We start from the raw sequence: 17778 nt of genomic DNA, 5'->3' as shown, positions 1-17778 counted from the left end.
CCAGCTCTTCGCACACTCGTCGCGAGGGAGGAGAACCATGAACCGTCGTGTCGTCTACGCCCGTGGGGGGCTGCCTGCCGACGTCCTGACCGTCATCGAGGAGCAGGAGCCGGCAGCACCGGGGAGTGGTCAGGTCCTCATCCGTACCACGGCATTCCCGGTGCACCCTGGTGATCTGCAGGCCGTCGCGGCCTACCCGGGGAAAGATGCACAGCCGGTTCCAGCCGGTGTCGAGGCCACGGGCGTTGTGGAGGCAATAGGGCCACATGCGCGCGTGGCCCCAGGTGTCGAAGTCGGCGGGCGCGTAACGGTCTTCCCTCAGCCAGGTGCGTGGTCCCAGTGGATCGTGGCGAACGCCGACGTGGTCGTCGCCGTACCGGACGAGCTGTCGGACGAGGTCGCCGCGCAGATGCTGGTGAATCCACTTACCGCGGTCATGCTGCGCCGTGAGGCGGAGGAGCACCAGGCCATCGGATACGACGGTGTTCTGGTGCAGACCGCTGCCGGCTCGTCGGTCGGGCGGCTGGTGACCGGCACGTGCGAACTCCAGGGCCTCGGCCTCATCAACGTCGTCCGCAGCGACCGAGGCGCCGCCGAGCTGCGCAAGCGGTTCCCGGACGTCCCGGTCGTGTCGACCGAGCATCCAGGCTGGGACGACGAGGTCCGCGGGGCGGCCGCCGGCCGCCCGGTGAGTGTGGCCTTCGACCCGATCGGCGGGAAGCTGGCGGAGAGCCTTCTGGACCTGTTGACGCCGGGCGGGAAGCTGGTCAGCTACGGGCAGATCGCCCAGGAGCCGATCTCGGTGCACGCGTCGAAGCTGCTGCACACATCGCTGACGCTGCGGGGCAAGAACATCGGCCGGTGGCTGTCCGAGGTCTCCGCCGAGAGGCGGGCATCCGACGTCGCCGCTGCGAAGCTGATCGCGCTGGCGCTCAAGGACCAGTTCGAAGTGGCTGCCACGTACGGCCTCGGCGCACTCGCCGACGCCGTTGAACACGCAGTACGGCCCGGCAAGGTCGGCACCGTCCTCGTCAGCCCTTGGTAGCTGCCACTGCCCGTGCGGACACATCGTGCGACCATTGGCACGCCCGCCATCCTGGCCGTCGTCACCATCCATGATCACACTGCGTTGCCGGAGCCGGGCCGTTCCCCCGAATGGGCTGCCGCCTCCCCGGTCAGCAGCCCGGCCGGGATGGATCTACCAGTTCGGCCCCTTCTTCCCCGAAGATCAGTGTCAACGTCGCAGCGCCGAGGGCCTGTCGGCCTCCGGTTTGCGCGCCGGCGATGTGCACCGCAGGCTGCTTCTATGGACCGCACCCCGAAAGGCAGCGTGCTCCCCCTGCTGGTGACGGGCGCGGCGGGTAGCGTCGGCGCCGTCGGACGAACCGTGGTCGAAATTCTCCGGCAACGGGACCTGCCCGTGCGAGCCATGGTGCGTCGTGACGACGAACGGGCGGAGGCGCTGCGCGCGACGGGTGCCGAGGTCGTCGTCGGAGACCTCACGCGTGCGGGCGATGTGGCTGACGCCCTGTCCGGTTGCGGACGGATGTACTTCGGCATGGGCGTGTCGGCGCGGTATCTGGAGGCTGCCATGACGGTGGCGGCCGTGGCGCGTGCGTACGGGCGCCTGGAAGCGTTCGTGAACATGTCGCAGCTGACCGTCTCCGAGATGGACCTCACCAGCGACTCCGAGTCTGTGCAGCAGCGGCACCACTGGCTGGTGGAGCAGGTCCTCGGCTGGTCAGGCCTGCCCGTCGTCCAGATCAGGCCCACCGTGTTCATGGAGAACCCGCTGTTCCGTGTCGGCTTCTCCTCGATCGCGAAGGGCGGAAGCATCAGACTGCCCTTCGGCCAGGCGAAAACCTCCCCCGTGGCAGCCGGGGACGTCGCCGCGGTCGTGGCGGAGATCCTGGCCGATCCGTCCCGGCACACCGGCCGCATCTATGAGCTGACCGGCCCCCGCTCGGAGGACATCTCCGCCATGGCGGAGGAGGTTTCCACAGCTCTGGACCAGCCGGTCAGTTACACCGACGTCGGCCTGCAGGAATGGATCGACGACGACCTCAGACCGCTGGGGCTGCCGGACCACGTCTTCCAGCACATCTCCACCATGGCTCGCCTTCACGCGGAGAATCGATACGACCGCAAGGCGGACGGCGTCGAGCAGGTCACAGGGCGGCCTCCTACCGGGGTGGCCGAATACGTCCGTGAGAACCCCGGCCTGCTCAGTCCCTGAAGCCGAATCCTCGCGGATCGGGTCGCGTAGATATCAGAAGACGCTTCCGCGAAGTCGTACACATACTGGGCAGCTGGGGCGGTCACGAAGCGTGGCCGCCACCGCTCCACGTCGCCATGGGCTTCGAGGACATCCGAGACCAGGTCGCTCATTGTCTCCTGCTGTCCCAGTGAGCCAGGTGCCGTCCAATACCGCCTCACGCACGTCTACTGTTGACGCTTTCAGCGCGACATGGCCGTAGGCACGCTGGGCCCCGACGAACGTGGAGGAGTCGGCAGCTCGGTGCACCGTATGAGTCACATCTCCGGCTCCGACCAGAAGTCGGGCGGGACGATACCGACGGAGCGGCCGTGGGGGTCCAGGAGGCGCCCCATCAGCTTGTCCTGGCGAAGGGCGATGACGCGGTCGACGATGTCGAGGCTCGGGTGGGCGGTGGCGAGCTGGGTCTCCAGGCGCAGGACGTCGCTGACGGAGTGCAGGCTGGCCTGGAGGATGAGGTTGTGAGGGCCGCTGACGGCGGCGCAGTTACGGGTCTCGGGCAGACGGACGAGGGCGTGGCCGATCTCGGGGAGATCGGCGGGCGGGACTCTGGCCCAGAGGGTGGCCGCGACGGGCCAGCCACCGAGGGGGCGGGCGAAGTCGCAGCGGAACCGCAGCAGGCCGCGTCGGGTGAGCTGTTCGGTGCGGCGTTTTGCGGTGTTGAGGCTGACGCCGAGGTCGCTCGCCAGAGTCTGATAGGGCGCGCGGCCGTCGTGGGCGAGCCGGGTGATGAGGGCGCGGTCGAAGGGCGTGATCTCGCCCGGGGCGACAGGGGTCTGGGCCGGGGGCGGGCCGGTCAGCTGGGCACGCTGGGCGGGGTCCAGGGCGGCGATGCGCCACCGGCCGCCCTCGGTGAACATGTGGGTGACGATCCGGACCTCCACGGCGGTGATGCCGGGAAGATGCGGGAGCAGGTCGAGGGTGTAGCGGGAGAGGGCCGGCAGGTCGCGGGTGGCGGCGATGGCGAGGATGTCGTGGCCGGCGGCCGCGCGCTCGATCGTGAGCATGTGGGGGTGGGCGCTCAGTGCCTGGGCGACCCCGGTGGTGGCGCCGGGAGCGCAGTCGATCACGACGAAGGCCACGCAGATCTGCTCGAACAGGCGTGGGCCGGGTGAGAATCCCACCCAGGCGGCGCCCTGCTCGGACAGGCGGCCGAAGCGGCGGGCGACGGTGACCGGGTCGACCTCCAGGGCACGCCCGAGCTCGGTCCATGAGGCCCGCGGCTGCAGCTGCAGGGCGTTGATCAGTGCCAGGTCGTCCTCTGTCAGCAGCGCTGGTGCATCATCCTGCATGGTCCCCTCCCGCGAGGCAGAATCCTGCGTTTGGCGGCTTTCACGCGTCACTCTCCCATTGTGGACTTCAGGGGCCCGCACCTGTCGAGCGTGAGGAGGGCCGGACCATGGCGTACGGCGACTATCAGGACGAGATCTACATGGACGGGCTGCGCGGGGTGGTGCCGCGCTTCCCGATGACCTACGACGAGCTGGAGCCGCTGGCTCAGGCCGCGATGCCCGCCTCCGTGCGCTCCTACGTCATGGCCGGAGCCGGCGACGAGCGCACCCAGCGGGCCAACGTCACCGCGTTCGAACGCTGGGGCCTCGTCCCGCGGATGATAGTGGGGGCCACGGACCGGGATCTGTCCGTCGACCTGTTCGGGATGCGCCTGCCCTCACCGCTGTTCATGGCCCCGGTCGGCGTGATCGGGCTGTGCGCGCAGGACGGCCACGGCGATCTCGCCACGGCCCGTGCCGCCGCCCGCACCGGCGTGCCGATGGTCGCCTCCACCCTGACCGTCGATCCACTGGAGGAGGTCGCCGCCGAGTTCGGCGCCACCCCGGGCTTCTTCCAGCTCTACACGCCCACCGACCGGGAGCTGGCCGAGAGCCTGGTGCACCGGGCCGAGAAGGCCGGCTTCAAGGGCATCGTGGTCACCCTGGACACCTGGATCACCGGCTGGCGCCCCCGCGACCTCGCCGTCAGCAACTTCCCCCAGCTGCGCGGGAACTGCCTGACCAACTACACCAGCGACCCCGTCTTCCGCGCCCGCCTCGCCCGCAGCCCGGAGGACGACCCGGCGGCCGCGGTCGCCGAATGGGTGCGGATCTTCGGCAACCCGCTCACCTGGGACGACCTGTCCTGGCTGCGCTCGATCACCGACCTGCCGCTGATCCTGAAGGGCATCTGCCACCCCGACGACGTCCGCCGCGCCAAGGACGGCGGCGTGGACGGCATCTACTGCTCCAACCACGGCGGCCGCCAGGCCAACGGCGGCCTGCCCGCCCTCGACGTCCTGCCCAGCGTGGTCCAGGCCGCCGACGGCACTCCCGTCCTGTTCGACTCCGGTGTCCGCACGGGAGCCGACATCATCAAGGCCATCGCCCTGGGCGCCTCCGCCGTCGGCATTGGCCGCCCCTACGCGTACGGCCTCGCCTACGGCGGCGAGGCCGGCGTCGTCCACGTCCTGAGGTCCCTGCTCGCCGAAGCAGACCTGATCATGGCTGTCGACGGCTATCCCACCCTCGCCGACCTCGCTCCCGAGGCCCTCCGCCGCCTCACCTGACAGCCGCCGACCAATCGCGGGACGGACGCATCGGCGGTACCTCGCTCACCGAGTGGTCGGCCATGGTCCACGTCCTCAGCGACCTGGGCCCAGCCCCCCATCAGGCTCGTCACCGGACGGTTTATATGTCATGACAAGTACCTATTTGTGCAGCAGGATCGGATTGGCGCACGCTTCCGGCACCCCACGACGCCGAAGACGGCACTCGGCACCGCATGGAATAGCGCGCACCCCTCCACCAGACCCGTCGCACCAGAAACCCAGCCCCAGCAAGGAGTCGATGGCAACCATGACTGAGAAGTCCACCGTCCGCAGCGTGACCTACGACCTGCTGCGAACCCTGAAACTCACCACGGTCTTCGGTAACCCCGGTTCCACCGAGCAGCCGTTCCTGCAGGAATTCCCCGAGGACTTCACCTACGTCCTGGCACTGCAGGAGGCTTCCGTCATCGCGATGGCCGACACCTTCGCCCAAGTCACCGGCCGACCCGCGCTGGTCAACCTGCACTCCTCGGCCGGGATGGGAAACGCGGTGGGCAACCTGGTGGCGGCCTACCACGGCAACACACCCCTGATCATCACCTCCGGCCAGCAGCACCGGGAGCTGGTGATCGGCGACCCGTATCTCGGCAACCGAGAGGCCGTCACGCTGCCCAAGCCGTGGGTGAAATGGTCGTACGAACCCGCTCGCGCCGAAGATGTACCCGAAGCCTTCATGCGGGCCTACGCGGAGGCGCTGCAGCCGCCGACGGGCCCGGTGTACCTGTCGATTCCGATGGACGACTGGAAGCGGCCCCTGTCCGGCTTCACCCGGGTGCGGACGGTCAGCGACCGCGTCGCCCCCGACACCGCTCGGCTGCGCATGTTCGCCGATCGCATCTCGGCCAGCCGTCGTCCCGCGCTGGTCTTCGGTCCGGAGGTGGACCGGGCCGGTGGCTGGGACGCGGCCGTCGCGCTGGCGGAGAAGCTGCGCGCGGCCGTCTACGGCGCCCCGCTGCTGGACCGGGCTTCCTTCCCCGAGGACCACCCCCTCTTCGGCGGCCCGCTCGGCATGTCGGTCAAGACCATCAGCGATCGGTTGACGGGCCACGACCTGGTGGTCGTGATCGGCGCGGAGGTGTTCCGCTACTACCCCTACGTGCCCGGGCCGTACCTGCCGGAGGGCACGGAGCTGCTGCAGATCACCGGCAACCCGGCGGTGGCCGCGGGGGCGCGCGTCGGCGACAGCCTCCTGGGCGATCCCAAGACGGCGATCGAGCTGCTCCTGGACATGGTCGCTGAGGGTTCGGCGCGGACCGCGCCGGAACCGATGCCGCGGCCCCGCGAGCTCCCCCAGGCGCCGAACACCCCGCTCACCCCGCCGGAGGTGTACGCCACCCTCAGCAGGGTCCGGCCGGCCGACGCGGTCATCGTCAACGAGTCGACCTCCACGATGGCGCAGCAGATCGAGTGGCTCCCCACCAACCGGACCGGATCGTTCTTCGCCACGGCCAGCGGAGGCATCGGCTGGGGCACCCCGGCCGCCGTGGGCGTCGCGCTCGGCGACTGGGACAGGGGCGCCGAACGGCCGGTGATCGGCCTGATCGGCGACGGCTCCTTCCAGTACTCCGTGCAGGCCATCTACACGGCCGCCCAGCACAACCTCCCGATCGTCTACGTCGTCATGCGCAACCAGGAGTACTCCATCCTCAAGTCGTTCGCCGTGCTGGAGGAGACCCCCGGGGTGCCCGGGCTCGACCTGCCCGGGCTCGACATCGCCTCCGTCGCCCGCGGCTTCGGATGCCGCGCGGTCGACGTGGATACCACCGAGGACCTGGAGCGCGAGTTCAAGTCGGCCCTGACCGCCGGCACCACCACCGTCATCGTCGTCGCCACGCAGCCCCAGAAGGCGATGTTGTAGGCCGCGCGGATCGGGCGGTCGAAGAAGGAACAGCGGAGAGAGGACAACAAACATGGACTTCGGACTGAAGGACCGGGTGTACATAGTCACCGGCGGCACCCGCGGGCTGGGCATGGCCGCCGCGCGCGAACTGGTGGCGGACGGCGCGCGGGTGGTCGTCAGCGGCCGCGACGAGAAGTCGGTCGCCGCCGCACAGGCGGACCTCGGCGGCCCAGGGCAGGCAGTCGGCGTCGTGGCCGACAACGCCGACGCCGACACTCCGGAGCGGCTGATCGCCGCGGCCCGTGACGCGTTCAAGCGCCTGGACGGAGTGCTCATCAGCGTCGGCGGGCCCCCGGCAGGCACCTCGGACACCATCGACGACGACCAGTGGCGCGCCTCCTTCGAGTCGGTCTTCCTCGGCGCGGTGCGGCTCTCCCGCGCCGTCGCCGCCGAGCTGGGCGAGGGAGGTGCCATCGGCTTCGTCCTCTCCAGCTCCGTGTACGAGCCCATTCCCGGCCTCGCGATCTCCAACGCCCTGCGGCCGGGCCTGGCCGGCTACGCGAAGAACCTCGCCAACGAGCTGGGCCCCCGAGGCATCCGCGTCGTCGGCCTCGTGCCCGCCCACATCGAGACCGACCGGGTACGCGAACTCGACGCACGGCACGGTGACGCCGACGCCGCCCGCGAAGGCGCCGCCGCCGGCGTCCCCCTGCGCCGCTACGGAACCCCGGACGAGTTCGGCCGCAGCGCCGCCTTCCTGCTCTCGCCCGCAGCGTCGTACCTCACGGGCGTGATGCTGTCGGTCGACGGCGGCGTACGCAAAGGCTTCTAGAGTCTCCGCGGTCAAGACCGCGAATCGAGCGGGTTCACGCTAGGGCGGTCGCCGGGGAAGCACCGAGACCGTATGGCCGCCCTTCGCCGCAAGCGCCGTACAGCGGTGAAAACAAGCACGCCATCGGCCTGAGCACACCCCGTAAGGTGGGCGGTACGCGCGCGGTCGGCGTTGTGCCGTGCTACGAGCGGAACCTATCCTCACCACTGTGGCGACTTCCGAGAGCCGGAGGTATCCCGCGCAGCCCGCCGGTTGCGACTTCGGCGGTCTCGTGGGGCGCGCGGACGAGCTGGTGCTGATCGACTCGCTGTTCGCCGATCAGGATCGCACCGGGTACGGCCCCGTCGGCCGCAGGTTGCTGCTGCGTGGTGACCCAGGGGTCGGGAAGACCGCGCTGCTCGACGTCGCCGCGGCCCGGGCGAGTGCCGCCGGCAGGCGTGTGCTGCGCGCCTGCGGCGCGCAGTTCGAGGCCGGGATCAGTTTCGCCATGATCCACCAGATGCTCTACCCACTGCGCGCGGACGCCGATCTCCTGCCCGGCCCGCAGCGCGATGTCCTCTGCCGGCTCTTCGACCTGACGCCGGCAGCTCTCCCGGACCCGCTGACCGCCGGCACAGCCGTACTCTCCCTGCTCGGCGCTGCCGCCGACGAATGCCCGCTGCTGCTGGTGGCCGATGACGCACCGTGGATCGACCCGGCCAGCGCCACGGTACTGGCCTTCGCCATGCGTCGGCTGGGCCAAGCCCCTGTGGCCCTGCTGGCCGCCGCCCGTACCGGGCTGAAAGGGCTTCTCCACCAGGTGGGGCTGCCGGAACGGACGGTGCCGCCCCTGGACGACCAGTCGGCGGCGGAGCTTGTGGAGGCCCGGTGGCCGGGCCTGGCGCCGACCGTGCGGCGCCGGCTGCTGGCCCAGGCCGCGGGTAACCCGCTGGCCCTCCAAGAGCTACCGACGACTCTGAACGACCGGCAGCGCTCCGGCGCACAGCCGGTGCCCAGCGTGCTGCCCCTGTCCGAGCGGCTGCTGGACACCTTCGCCCCCGAGCTCGACCAGCTGCCCGGCGCGACCAGAAAGGCACTCCTGCTCGCCGCACTGGCGGCCGACGACGACCTGGACACCATCAGGGTCACGACCCGATGCTCGCTGGACCTGGACGACCTGGCCCCGGCACAGCGGGCCCGGCTGGTCCACGCCGACACCGCCTCCGGACAGGTCACCTTCAGCCATCCGCTGACCCGCTCGGCGGTTGTGTACCTGGCCCCGCCGGGCGAGCGCCGGGCCGCGCACCGGGCACTCGCCGAGGCCCTGGCCTTCGACCCCGAGCGCCAGGCGTGCCATCTGGCCGCGGCCAGCACCGGACCCGACGAGACGGTGGCCCGGGCGCTGGACAAGGCGGCCATGCTCGCGCGGCACCGCGGCCGTGCCTCGACCGCGGTGGCCACCCTGGTGCGCGCGGCTGAACTCAGCCCGCACCCCGGAGACCGCTCCCGGCGCCTGGTCGAGGCCGCCCACCTCGCCACCATGGCCGGACAGCTCGACCAGGTCACCTGGCTGCTGGCGGACGCCGGGCAGACCCCGCAGAGCCCGGATGCGCTGGTTTTCGCCGCCACCGCCCACCTGCTCACGAACGACGAAGGCGACGTTTCCGCCGCGTACCGGCTGCTGACCCGGGCGCTCGACGCCGGCGAGGATGCCGGGCCGGAATCCTGGGACAGGTACGGCATCCTCTACGCGCTGCTGCTGGTCAGCCTCTACGCCCTGCGGCCGGAGCCGTGGGAGCTGCTCAGGAAGGCCATGGTCCGCTTCGAGCCCGAGCAGGTCGTCCCGTTCCAGCTGTGTTACGACGCGTACGTCGATCCCACCCGGGCCTCGGACGCCATCCGGGAGGGCCTGGCCCGCGCCTTCGCCGCGCTCCCGCGGGCCGCTGCGCCCTGGGAAGTGATTCCGCTGGCCTTCGCCGCGGTCGCGATGGACACCCTGTCCGACTACCGCTACGCGGTCCGCGGCATGATCGAGCGGGAACGCGACGGCGGCGCCATCGCCATGGTGGTGCCCGCGCTGATGCTGCTCTGCCAGGACTCCTACGTACACGGCCGGTGGGACGAGGCCGAGAACCTCGCGCAGCAGGGGCTGGAGTTGGCGACGGGCTATGGCTACTCGTTCTGGGAGCGGCAGATCCGGGCCGTGCTGGCCTCCGGTGCCGCGCTGCGCGGCGATGTGGACCTGGCCCGCGCCCGCAGCAAGGAGACCACCACCTGGGCGGCGCCCCGGGGCATGGGCGTCACCATGGGGTACGCCCGCTCGGCCGGCCATCTCGCGGCCATGGGCCAAGGCGACTTCGAGGAAGCCCACACCCAGGTGGCGCAGATCGACCCGCCCAGCGCCCCCAGCGCAGACATCCCCAACCGGTGGGTGGTGCTCGACCTGGTCGAGGCGGCGATGCGTACCGGCCGCCGCGAGGAGGCCCGCGCACACGTCGTCGCCGCCCAGCAGGCCGGGCTCCACCGCATCGGCACGCGCATCGCGATCATCACGGCCGGAGCCGCGGCCGTGGCCGCGGACGACGACAAGGCCGGCGCCCTGTTCGAGGCGGCCCTGGCCCTGCCCGAAGCCGCCCGCTATCCCTGGGAGCAGGCACGTATCCAGTTCGCCTACGGACAGTGGCTGCGCCGCACCCGGGACACCGCCCGCGCACGTATCCAGCTGCGTGCCGCCATGGAGACCTTCGACCGGATCGGCGCGCGAGCGATGGTGCAGCGCGCCCGCAACGAACTGCGCGCCACCGGCGTAGCCGCTGCGCGTTCCGACCCGGCGGCACCCGAACTGACCGCCCAGGAACGGCAGATCGCCGAACTGGCCGCCACCGGGCTCACCAATAAGGAGATCGGCGCCCGTCTGTTCCTGTCCCACCGCACGGTCGGCTCCCACCTGCACCGGATCTTCCCGAAACTCGGCATCACCACCCGCGCCGCGCTGCGCGCCGCACTGGAAGCCGGCGCCCACGAAGCCCATTCCGAGGGTCAATTCCAGTCGTAGACGCGCGCGGCCTACACCTCCGGTACGACGGCTTCGTCGGCCACGAGCCGGTCCGCGGGTCGGGTGTCGTGTTTGCAGGGCGGGGAGGCGGCGTCCACCCGCGGCGGCGGAAGCGGTGGCTTGGTGAGCCGCGCCCGTAGGCGAGACCGTGGCGGGTGTCCCGAGCGCTTCGAGTTCACAAAGGTGGGTCCGGAGGTCGGTAATCGCGGACATCGGTGCTGGTTCCCTACAGCGCTGGCGAGTGGGACATGCCGTTCCAGCGCTGTGCCGACGGCACGTGAATGTCCAACTGGTCCAGGACGCGGACGACGACATGGCTGACCGGATCCCCGATCGTCTCGGGACGGTTGTAGCAGGCGGGCATCGGCGGGACGATCCGAGCTCCCATGCGCGTGAGCGCCAGCATGTTCTCCAGGTGACTCTCGCTGAGCGGGTCCCGTGCCACGAGTACCAGCCGGCGCCCCGCCTTCAGCGTCACCCCGGCCGCACGGGAAATGAGCCCCTCGGCACAGCCAGTGCATAGTCCGGCCAGCGTCTTCAAGCCGCACGGCGCGATGACCATGGCGTCCCCCCGGAACGACCCCGACGAGATCGGCGCGCCCTGGTCGTTCCACGCGTACGTCGCGTCCGCGAGGTCGGTGACCTCGTGCGCCGACAATCCGGTCTCCAGTCGCACGGTCGACCTGGCCCACGGGGACAACACCAGATGGGTCTCCACATCCGGCTGCTGCCGCAGTCGGCGCAACAATTCGACACCGAACACGGCTCCGGTCACCCCCGTCATCCCCACGATCATTCTCCGTGGCATGGGTATCCACCGCCTCCGCATGCGATCACTTCGAGCGGAACTACCCACGCATCGTGAAGGTCCTGAGCGCGAACGAGCCGCTCGAAACTGGCTGCGACCGATTCTCACCACGCGGCGGGGCCGTTCCGCATGCGTCAGATGACTGAACAATCCGGGAGCGGTCGGGCAGGAAGGCGACCGACTGACGTGCATGCAGTCAATCGACCGAAGACGAGGCCGTGAGCCGCGACGTAGTTTCGACATCGGCGCCGTCCAGAACCACTCGCTTCCGAATGGTGTGAGGGTGATCGCTTGATGGCGGCAGGGATCCCGCGCGGTCTCGGGATGCGCGCGCCATCGGCCGTCCGGCGCTGGACCGCGCGGGCCGGTACCCGGCGCTGCCTCCTTGCAGGGACAGATCGCGAGGCCGTGTTCATCTCCCGGACGATCAGTGCAGCGGGCGCCGGACACCGATCCGCCGGCCGCCGCTCGCGGCGAAGCGGACCGTGTCCCCCGCGGCCGGCGCGCCGGTACTTTCGATTCCGATCGAGCCGCGGGTCACGAACAGCTCGCGACCAGCCGCCACGAAACCATCGGCTCCGCGCCCCGGCCCCGGAAACGGGGACAGCACGACGCGACGCCCCTTTCCTGGCTCCCTCACTACGGCTGCTGGTCGCGGCCTGCGTCTCCGAGTTCCTTGAGCAGCAGGGTCAGGGTCGCGAGCCGCTCGGGTCCGAGCAGCTCCTCGATCCAGCGGCTTGTCTCCTGTGCCTGCTGGCGGCCCAGGGCCGCTCGTTCGTGCCCGGCACGAGTCAGGGAGACCAGTTGCCGGCGGCGGTTGCCGGGGTCCGTGCTCTTGGTGATCAGGCCGCGGGCCACGAGCCGGTCGAGAAGTGGGGTGAGCGTCGACCGGTCGACCGCGGCGAGGGCGCCCAGCGTCTTCTGGTCGAGGCTTCCACGCTCGTCCAGGACGTGAAGCACCGCGAACTGCGGAGGTGTGAGGTCACCGCTGCGCAGCTGCCACGAGGCGTTCACCGCCTGCGAGGCGCGTCGCAGCTGGTGGGCCATGCCGTCTTCCAGCGTCCCGTCGTATCGCGCTCCGGTCGTCATAAGTACAGGCTACCTCCGTATACGGTCAGTCGGTACACGGACTATTTGCAATCGGAAGTTTCGACAGCTACATTGTTCCGTGTACGGACTTACCGTGTACGGAAGGTTGATCCCGTGTCCCGACGTGTGATCTTGGGGATGACCGGAGCGACCGGCGCCGTCTTCGGTGTCGAACTGCTTCGCCGGCTGCGGGAGCAGCCGGATGTGGAGACTCATCTCGTTCTGTCCCAATGGGCCAGGGCGACCATCCATCTGGAGACCGACCTGTCGGTCCGCGAAGTCACCGACCTGGCCGACGTGACCTATACGTGGAACGACCAAGGGGCGGCAATCTCATCAGGTTCATTCCGCGTGGACGGAATGATTGTCGCGCCGTGCAGCATGAAGACCCTCGCCGGCATCCGAACCGGATATGCCGACGGTCTCATCCCCCGAGCTGCCGACGTCACGCTGAAGGAGCGCCGCCCCTTGGTGCTCGTACCGAGGGAGACTCCGCTCAGCGAGATCCATCTCGAGAACATGCTGGCGCTCTCGCGCATGGGAGCGAGGATCGTGCCGCCGATGCCGGCCTTCTACAGCCGTCCGAAAACCATTGACGAGCTCGTTGAGCATGTCGTTGTCCGAGTCCTGGACCAACTCGATATCCAGGTGGCTTCGGCGCAGCGCTGGGACGGAATGCCGCGCCCCTCCGAACTGAAAGGCGTAACCAACTGATGTCTGAAATCAATGACTTCCGGTCCTACATCTCCGCGCTCGAAGAGCTGGGGGACATTCAACGGATCTCACGCGTGATCGATCCGAACCTGGAAGCGTCGGCCATCACCCGTCGGTCCACCGAGAACGGCAGGCCCGCCCCGTTCTTCGAGCACCTCAGCGGAGTCGACGAGGGGTTCCGCATGATCGGCGCCCCGGGTGCCCTGTCGAGCATTCCCGGGCATCCGCTGGCGCGGGTCTCCCTCTCTCTCGGTCTGCCGTACACGACGACCGCAGCCGAACTGGTCGAACACCTCAGGGAAGCAGGCACGAAGGAACTGCTCCCACCTCGGCGGGTGGCAGCCGACTCGGCACCCTGCAAGCAGAACATCCTGACGGGTGACGAAGCCCGTCTCGACCGGTTCCCCATTCCACGCGTGCACCAGGACGACGGCGGCCCCTACGTCAACACCTGGGGCGTGATCATCGCCAGGACACCGGACGGCCGATGGACGAACTGGTCCATCTCCCGGATCATGAAGATCGACGACCGGCACATGACCGGACTGGTGCTGCCGAGCCAGCACCTCGGCATGATCTGGCGCGAGTGGGAGGCCATCGGTGAGCCGATGCCCTACGCCCTCGTGCAGGGAGGCGACCCGGGCATTGCCGTCGTCGGCGGAATGACCGTCCCGACCGAGGTCGACGAGGGCGCGTATCTCGGAGCGGTGCTGGGCAAGCCGGTCGACGTCGTGAAGTGCGAGACGAACGATCTGGAAGTGCCCGCCTCCGCCGAGGTCGTCATCGAGGGACACCTGTCCGCGACCCGCGACGCCGTGGAGGGTCCGTTCGCGGAGTTCCACGGCTGGGCACTGCCCGAGACGTCGCCGCAACCGCTTTTCAGCATCGAGGCGATCACCTACCGGGACGACCCGATCTGGCCGCTGGCCGCCGCCGGCCGGCCTGTCGACGACTCGCACGTCGCACCGGCTGCCGGCATCTCCGCAGAGGTCGTCGCGGTCCTGCGGAAGGCGGGACTGCCGATCACGACGGCCTGGCTCCCGCTCGGTGCCGCCTGCTTCTGGACGGTGATCACCGTCCCGCAGAACTGGCGCGACTCGCTGCCGGGGATGGACACCGCGCGCTTCGCGCACCGCATCGGCGAGGTGCTGAACGGCACCCGGGTGGGGCGGCTCTCCCCGGTCGTCTACGTCCTCGACGACGACGTGGATCCGTCGAACGACTCGGATCTGCTGTGGGCTCTGGCCACCAGGGTGCACCCGTCCCTCCGCCAGGAGCAGTGGCACGGACCGATCATGCCGTGGTACCCGTGCTTCACCGAGGAGGAACTGCACAACGGCTGGGGAGCCATCGTCGTGCACGACGCCCTGCTCCCGGCGGTGGGAAGCGGACGCGTACCGCCCGCAACGTTCGACGGCGTCTTCCCGGCAGATGTGCGCGCCAAGGTCCTCGCCGCCGAATCCGAGTCGGCAGGCGACACCGGCTCTGCCGCATCGCGCTGACGCCTGGGTGCCGCGGATCGCGGGAGGTATCCACCAGGTGGCCGTCTCCCGACCGGCATGCTCGGCCGCCGGCCCCGAGGGACCCTCCCGCTCGGGGCCGTTGGCTGCCACCGCCTGGGTGAATGAGTCATCACTACAAGCCGCCGGCCGAGTGACCCATGGGATTTGGCGACCGCGTGACGAGGTACCGATCAGCCTGCGTGTCGGACCGACGCGGACAGCGGTCCTCAACGACGGCCTCGAGACCTCCATCCGTCAGGCACGAGAAGGTGCGGCCGCCAGCCCGATGCGTCAAGAAGGGGACAGACGTGACCCAGCAGAATGTGACAGTTGCTGTCACGGGGGCAGGCGGCACCGGAGTGGCCAAAGCCTTGCTCGCCTCACTTCAGAGAGACGACCGGGTCGGCCACGTCAACCTTCTCGTGTCGGCCAACGGGCGCAAGCTGGTGGCTTTCGAATTCCAGACCGGCGAAGATCCGGACTCGGTGGTCCAGGCCCTGGAGGCCACGTCGACGAAAGTCCGCTTCCTCGATCCGGCCGACATGTCAGGACCGGTGACCAGCGGCAGCTACCCCACCGACGCCATGATCATCCTGCCGTGTGCCGCCGGCGTACTCGGACGCATCGCTCACGGCCAGACCGAGAGCCTCATCGAGCGAGCCGCGGACGTGATGCTGAAGCAACGGCGCAAACTCGTCCTCTGTCTCCGGGAAGCACCGCTGAATCTCATCCACCTGCGCAACATGGTCGCTGTCACGGAGGCGGGAGCCACCGTGTACCCGATGATCCCTACGTACTACAACGTGCCGGAGACACTCGCGCAACTGCGGGACGAGTTCGTCGAACGCGTCCTGCAGTTCCTGGGCCTGCCCGGCACCGATCGCTACCAGTGGGACGGCACCGACACCACAGCGCGACGCGAGCGCACTCAGGCGCGGTAGCGGACCGTGGCCGGCAGCTTCGGGCGCGTTTGTCTCCCGTTGCTACTCACCAGCGGTCCTGGGTTCGCTGATACGGCGGGCGGCCTCAACGACCGCCGCTCGGTGCAGGGCCAGCCGCTGTGCCGACCAGGACTGGCCGGCCTCCTTGGGGTCGACGCCCTCGGCGGCCCAGAACCACGCCTGGGCAGCGGCGACAACCATGGTCAGGAGATCGGCAGGCTCCATCTCCCGGGCGAGGTCACCACGCTGCTGCGCGTCGGCCACTTCGGCCGTCTTGTGACCGAAGGCCTCGGCCTCGGGTCCGGTGGCGGTGGGGCGCTCCAGCAGTTTCCATAGTCGCAGGCGCATCAGATCCGGCCGGGCGACGAGGGCCCGGACAGACAGACACGGGTACGGGAGATGCTCAACTACCTCGCTTCCGCGCTGCCGGCTGAGACCGGAGCTGCCGCCAGACTGATCGCCCTGCAATGCGCCTTGCGCATGAACGACTCAGCTCAAGTCCGGTTTCCGCTCGGGGTACTGCGCAGCCTTCGCTTGGGACCTGCCACGGATTCTTGGCGGGAGCTCCACCAGGCGCGATGGCTACGCTCAACCCTGTCCGCGTCGCACTCCAACTCACGCGCAGAAGTCATCCAACTCCTCGACATCGGGCTCTTCGCCCAATGCCCGGCCCGCCCTGACCGGCTCGCGGCCGCAGACTGGGCGCTGCGCGCCGCCTGCCGCGTGCGTACGGACTGGGCCCCACTTCCCCGACTCATTGCCATGTGCCTCACGGCTCATACCGCCCAGGAAGGAATTTGCGGAATAGCAGAACTGGATCAGCTGGCACACGAATGCGGGCTGCCCACAACGCGGTTCACAGATGTTCTCGACCGATTGACGGTCACAGGGCACATCGACTCCTGGAGCGTGCACCCAGTGTCGGGAGACCTGTATTGGACACTGGCAGAACACAGCGAGCATGGAGGCGGAGGCGCGGCTCGCCGGTAACCGACAGACGTCGATGACCCGTCACGCTCACCGCCGATATCGCAAGCACCAGTTTCGGGACGGCGTCGGGGTGTCGGCTACGTTCTCAGCGTTGAAGTGGGAGCCTGATGGGCTAATGTCGAATTCCCGCCGCTCGCTTCTGAAGTGTCCGCTGAGCGATTTTCCGAGCACCTGAAGCGTTCATGCGCCAGGCGGCGAATTGCAGGCTGACGTCGAACTGCAACGCCACCTGTTCGTCAGTCCTGCTCGACAGAGCCGCGCCGATCGCCGCTGCCACGGGAATGAGCAGCTCCCCAGAGAGCGCCGCGGCCTGCTTCTCCTTCAGCGCCATCTCGGGGCCCAGGTCGCGACATCCACCGTCAGCGAAGAGGATTCCCTCGAACTGGTGCTCCAGGAGGAGGTGCGACATCTCGTGCGCGACATTCGATCTGCGGCGTTGGAGCGTGTGCGTGGAGTTCTCCACGATGAACCGCGCTGTCCCGACCGGCACCAGGGCGGCTGACCAGGCCTCGGGGCGCCTCGACGTGAAGTAGTCCAACGCCTCGGGCGAGCAACTGTCGGCGAGATCACTCATCGCGTACACCGGGATGTCGTACTCGCCGATCAGCCGCTCGAGGTCGAGCCGGGTGTGCGGTCCGGCGGCTATCTCACCGCGGACCTCAAGGGCGAGATCCTGAAGAGCCTTCTTGGTCCACCGCTGACCCACGTGTCACCTCGAACGGGATTCGCGATCAGAGGCGAATCTGCGCACTGCCGCACCGATCACCTCTTCCAAGTACTTCACATCCTCGGCACCCAGGTCGCTGCGAGACCTCAACAGCGGCGCCAGCTGTGCCATCAACTCGGGTTTCTCAGCCCGGGCTTCCCGCTGCTCGTCCTCCGGGTCCACCATGAAGGTTTCCGCGGGCATGCCCAGCCACCGCACGAGAGCCACGAAGGCATCCACGTCCGGCCGGTTCCCGTTGGCCATGCGCGTCATGGTCGAGGGGCTGACCCCCACTGCCGCGGCGAGCTGTCGCCACGAGAGTTCCTTCTTGGTCCTCGCGGCGTCGAGAGCCGCATACAAGGCGGACACGTTCACGCGGGTCCGGGCCATCACCCTCCTCCTCACGGTTGGGCGGTCAGTCTACTTTCAATCGGTGTTCGACATC

General features: G+C 69.2%; 15 protein-coding genes. 9 read left to right on the top strand and 6 right to left on the bottom strand.

Features of this window, described 5'->3' with window-relative positions; translation table 11 throughout:
• The first annotated feature begins 37 nt into the window (after window positions 1–37).
• Both AB5L52_RS40245 and AB5L52_RS40240 read left to right on the top strand, forming a co-directional pair.
• Window positions 38–1045, top strand: coding sequence for a zinc-binding dehydrogenase (locus tag AB5L52_RS40245; protein WP_351764986.1), 1008 nt, complete (start codon window positions 38–40; stop codon window positions 1043–1045).
• Window positions 1046–1306: 261 nt separating this feature from the next.
• A complete protein-coding gene (locus tag AB5L52_RS40240; protein WP_369368180.1) occupies window positions 1307–2236 on the top strand; it encodes an NAD(P)H-binding protein in 930 nt (309 codons plus the stop codon).
• 296 nt (window positions 2237–2532) lie between these two features.
• Here the strand turns inward: AB5L52_RS40240 and AB5L52_RS40235 are convergent, their stop codons facing one another.
• Window positions 2533–3567 carry an Lrp/AsnC family transcriptional regulator gene (locus AB5L52_RS40235; RefSeq protein ID WP_369368179.1) on the bottom strand — a complete coding sequence of 345 codons (1035 nt, stop codon included), beginning with the start codon at window positions 3565–3567 and terminating at the stop codon, window positions 2533–2535.
• A gap of 107 nt (window positions 3568–3674) precedes the next feature.
• Here AB5L52_RS40235 and AB5L52_RS40230 point away from each other — a divergent pair, with 107 nt between their 5' ends.
• The 4 genes from AB5L52_RS40230 (at window position 3675) to AB5L52_RS40215 (ending at window position 10583) form a co-directional block, all read left to right on the top strand.
• Window positions 3675–4835 carry an alpha-hydroxy-acid oxidizing protein gene (locus AB5L52_RS40230; protein WP_351216285.1) on the top strand — a complete coding sequence of 387 codons (1161 nt, stop codon included), beginning with the start codon at window positions 3675–3677 and terminating at the stop codon, window positions 4833–4835.
• A gap of 289 nt (window positions 4836–5124) precedes the next feature.
• Entirely contained in the window at window positions 5125–6735 is a 1611-nt protein-coding gene (gene mdlC, locus AB5L52_RS40225) for a benzoylformate decarboxylase (protein ID WP_067051820.1), read from the top strand.
• 52 nt (window positions 6736–6787) lie between these two features.
• Window positions 6788–7549 (top strand): SDR family oxidoreductase, encoded by a 762-nt coding sequence (locus AB5L52_RS40220; RefSeq protein WP_067051822.1) that lies wholly within the window; start codon window positions 6788–6790, stop codon window positions 7547–7549.
• Between the two features lie 208 nt (window positions 7550–7757).
• A complete protein-coding gene (locus AB5L52_RS40215; RefSeq protein ID WP_067051824.1) occupies window positions 7758–10583 on the top strand; it encodes a LuxR family transcriptional regulator in 2826 nt (941 codons plus the stop codon).
• Window positions 10584–10809: 226 nt separating this feature from the next.
• Here the strand turns inward: AB5L52_RS40215 and AB5L52_RS40210 are convergent, their stop codons facing one another.
• Window positions 10810–11391, bottom strand: coding sequence for a UbiX family flavin prenyltransferase (locus AB5L52_RS40210; RefSeq protein WP_351562556.1), 582 nt, complete (start codon window positions 11389–11391; stop codon window positions 10810–10812).
• Window positions 11392–12030: 639 nt separating this feature from the next.
• Window positions 12031–12480: a MarR family transcriptional regulator gene (locus AB5L52_RS40205; protein ID WP_351562557.1), complete on the bottom strand. Its 450-nt coding sequence runs from the start codon at window positions 12478–12480 to the stop codon at window positions 12031–12033.
• Between the two features lie 114 nt (window positions 12481–12594).
• On the opposite strand from AB5L52_RS40205, the gene AB5L52_RS40200 reads away from it, so the two are divergent.
• From AB5L52_RS40200 to AB5L52_RS40190, 3 genes are all read left to right on the top strand, one after another.
• Window positions 12595–13194, top strand: coding sequence for a non-oxidative hydroxyarylic acid decarboxylases subunit B (locus tag AB5L52_RS40200; protein ID WP_158916923.1), 600 nt, complete (start codon window positions 12595–12597; stop codon window positions 13192–13194).
• On the top strand, window positions 13194–14696 hold the full coding sequence (locus AB5L52_RS40195; RefSeq protein WP_158916925.1) for a UbiD family decarboxylase: 1503 nt from the start codon (window positions 13194–13196) through the stop codon (window positions 14694–14696). Before AB5L52_RS40200 ends, AB5L52_RS40195 begins: the two co-directional genes overlap by 1 nt.
• 308 nt (window positions 14697–15004) lie before the next feature.
• Entirely contained in the window at window positions 15005–15637 is a 633-nt protein-coding gene (locus tag AB5L52_RS40190; protein WP_067051830.1) for a UbiX family flavin prenyltransferase, read from the top strand.
• 42 nt (window positions 15638–15679) lie between these two features.
• On the opposite strand, the gene AB5L52_RS40185 is transcribed toward AB5L52_RS40190, so the two are convergent.
• The 3 genes from AB5L52_RS40185 to AB5L52_RS40175 form a co-directional block, all read right to left on the bottom strand.
• Window positions 15680–16105 carry a hypothetical protein gene (locus tag AB5L52_RS40185; RefSeq protein WP_351562559.1) on the bottom strand — a complete coding sequence of 142 codons (426 nt, stop codon included), beginning with the start codon at window positions 16103–16105 and terminating at the stop codon, window positions 15680–15682.
• A 634-nt stretch (window positions 16106–16739) separates the two neighbouring features.
• Complete coding sequence (locus tag AB5L52_RS40180; RefSeq protein ID WP_369368178.1) at window positions 16740–17333, bottom strand: ImmA/IrrE family metallo-endopeptidase; 594 nt, start codon at window positions 17331–17333, stop codon at window positions 16740–16742.
• 3 nt (window positions 17334–17336) lie between these two features.
• Window positions 17337–17723: a helix-turn-helix domain-containing protein gene (locus AB5L52_RS40175; RefSeq protein WP_369368177.1), complete on the bottom strand. Its 387-nt coding sequence runs from the start codon at window positions 17721–17723 to the stop codon at window positions 17337–17339.
• Window positions 17724–17778 lie beyond the last annotated feature (55 nt).

The sequence above is a fragment of the Streptomyces sp. CG4 genome (assembly GCF_041080655.1).
Lineage (GTDB): Bacteria > Actinomycetota > Actinomycetes > Streptomycetales > Streptomycetaceae > Streptomyces.
This window is presented reverse-complemented; position numbering and strand designations above follow the sequence as displayed.

Coding starts and splice junctions, on each gene's coding strand:
- AB5L52_RS40220 (WP_067051822.1), top strand. CDS start 6,788: ATGGACTTCGGACTGAAGGACCGGGTGTACATAGTCACCGGCGGCACC.
- AB5L52_RS40175 (WP_369368177.1), bottom strand. CDS start 17,723: ATGGCCCGGACCCGCGTGAACGTGTCCGCCTTGTATGCGGCTCTCGAC.
- AB5L52_RS40240 (WP_369368180.1), top strand. CDS start 1,307: ATGGACCGCACCCCGAAAGGCAGCGTGCTCCCCCTGCTGGTGACGGGC.
- AB5L52_RS40245 (WP_351764986.1), top strand. CDS start 38: ATGAACCGTCGTGTCGTCTACGCCCGTGGGGGGCTGCCTGCCGACGTC.
- AB5L52_RS40205 (WP_351562557.1), bottom strand. CDS start 12,480: ATGACGACCGGAGCGCGATACGACGGGACGCTGGAAGACGGCATGGCC.
- AB5L52_RS40195 (WP_158916925.1), top strand. CDS start 13,194: ATGTCTGAAATCAATGACTTCCGGTCCTACATCTCCGCGCTCGAAGAG.
- mdlC (WP_067051820.1), top strand. CDS start 5,125: ATGACTGAGAAGTCCACCGTCCGCAGCGTGACCTACGACCTGCTGCGA.
- AB5L52_RS40230 (WP_351216285.1), top strand. CDS start 3,675: ATGGCGTACGGCGACTATCAGGACGAGATCTACATGGACGGGCTGCGC.
- AB5L52_RS40235 (WP_369368179.1), bottom strand. CDS start 3,567: ATGCAGGATGATGCACCAGCGCTGCTGACAGAGGACGACCTGGCACTG.
- AB5L52_RS40210 (WP_351562556.1), bottom strand. CDS start 11,391: ATGCCACGGAGAATGATCGTGGGGATGACGGGGGTGACCGGAGCCGTG.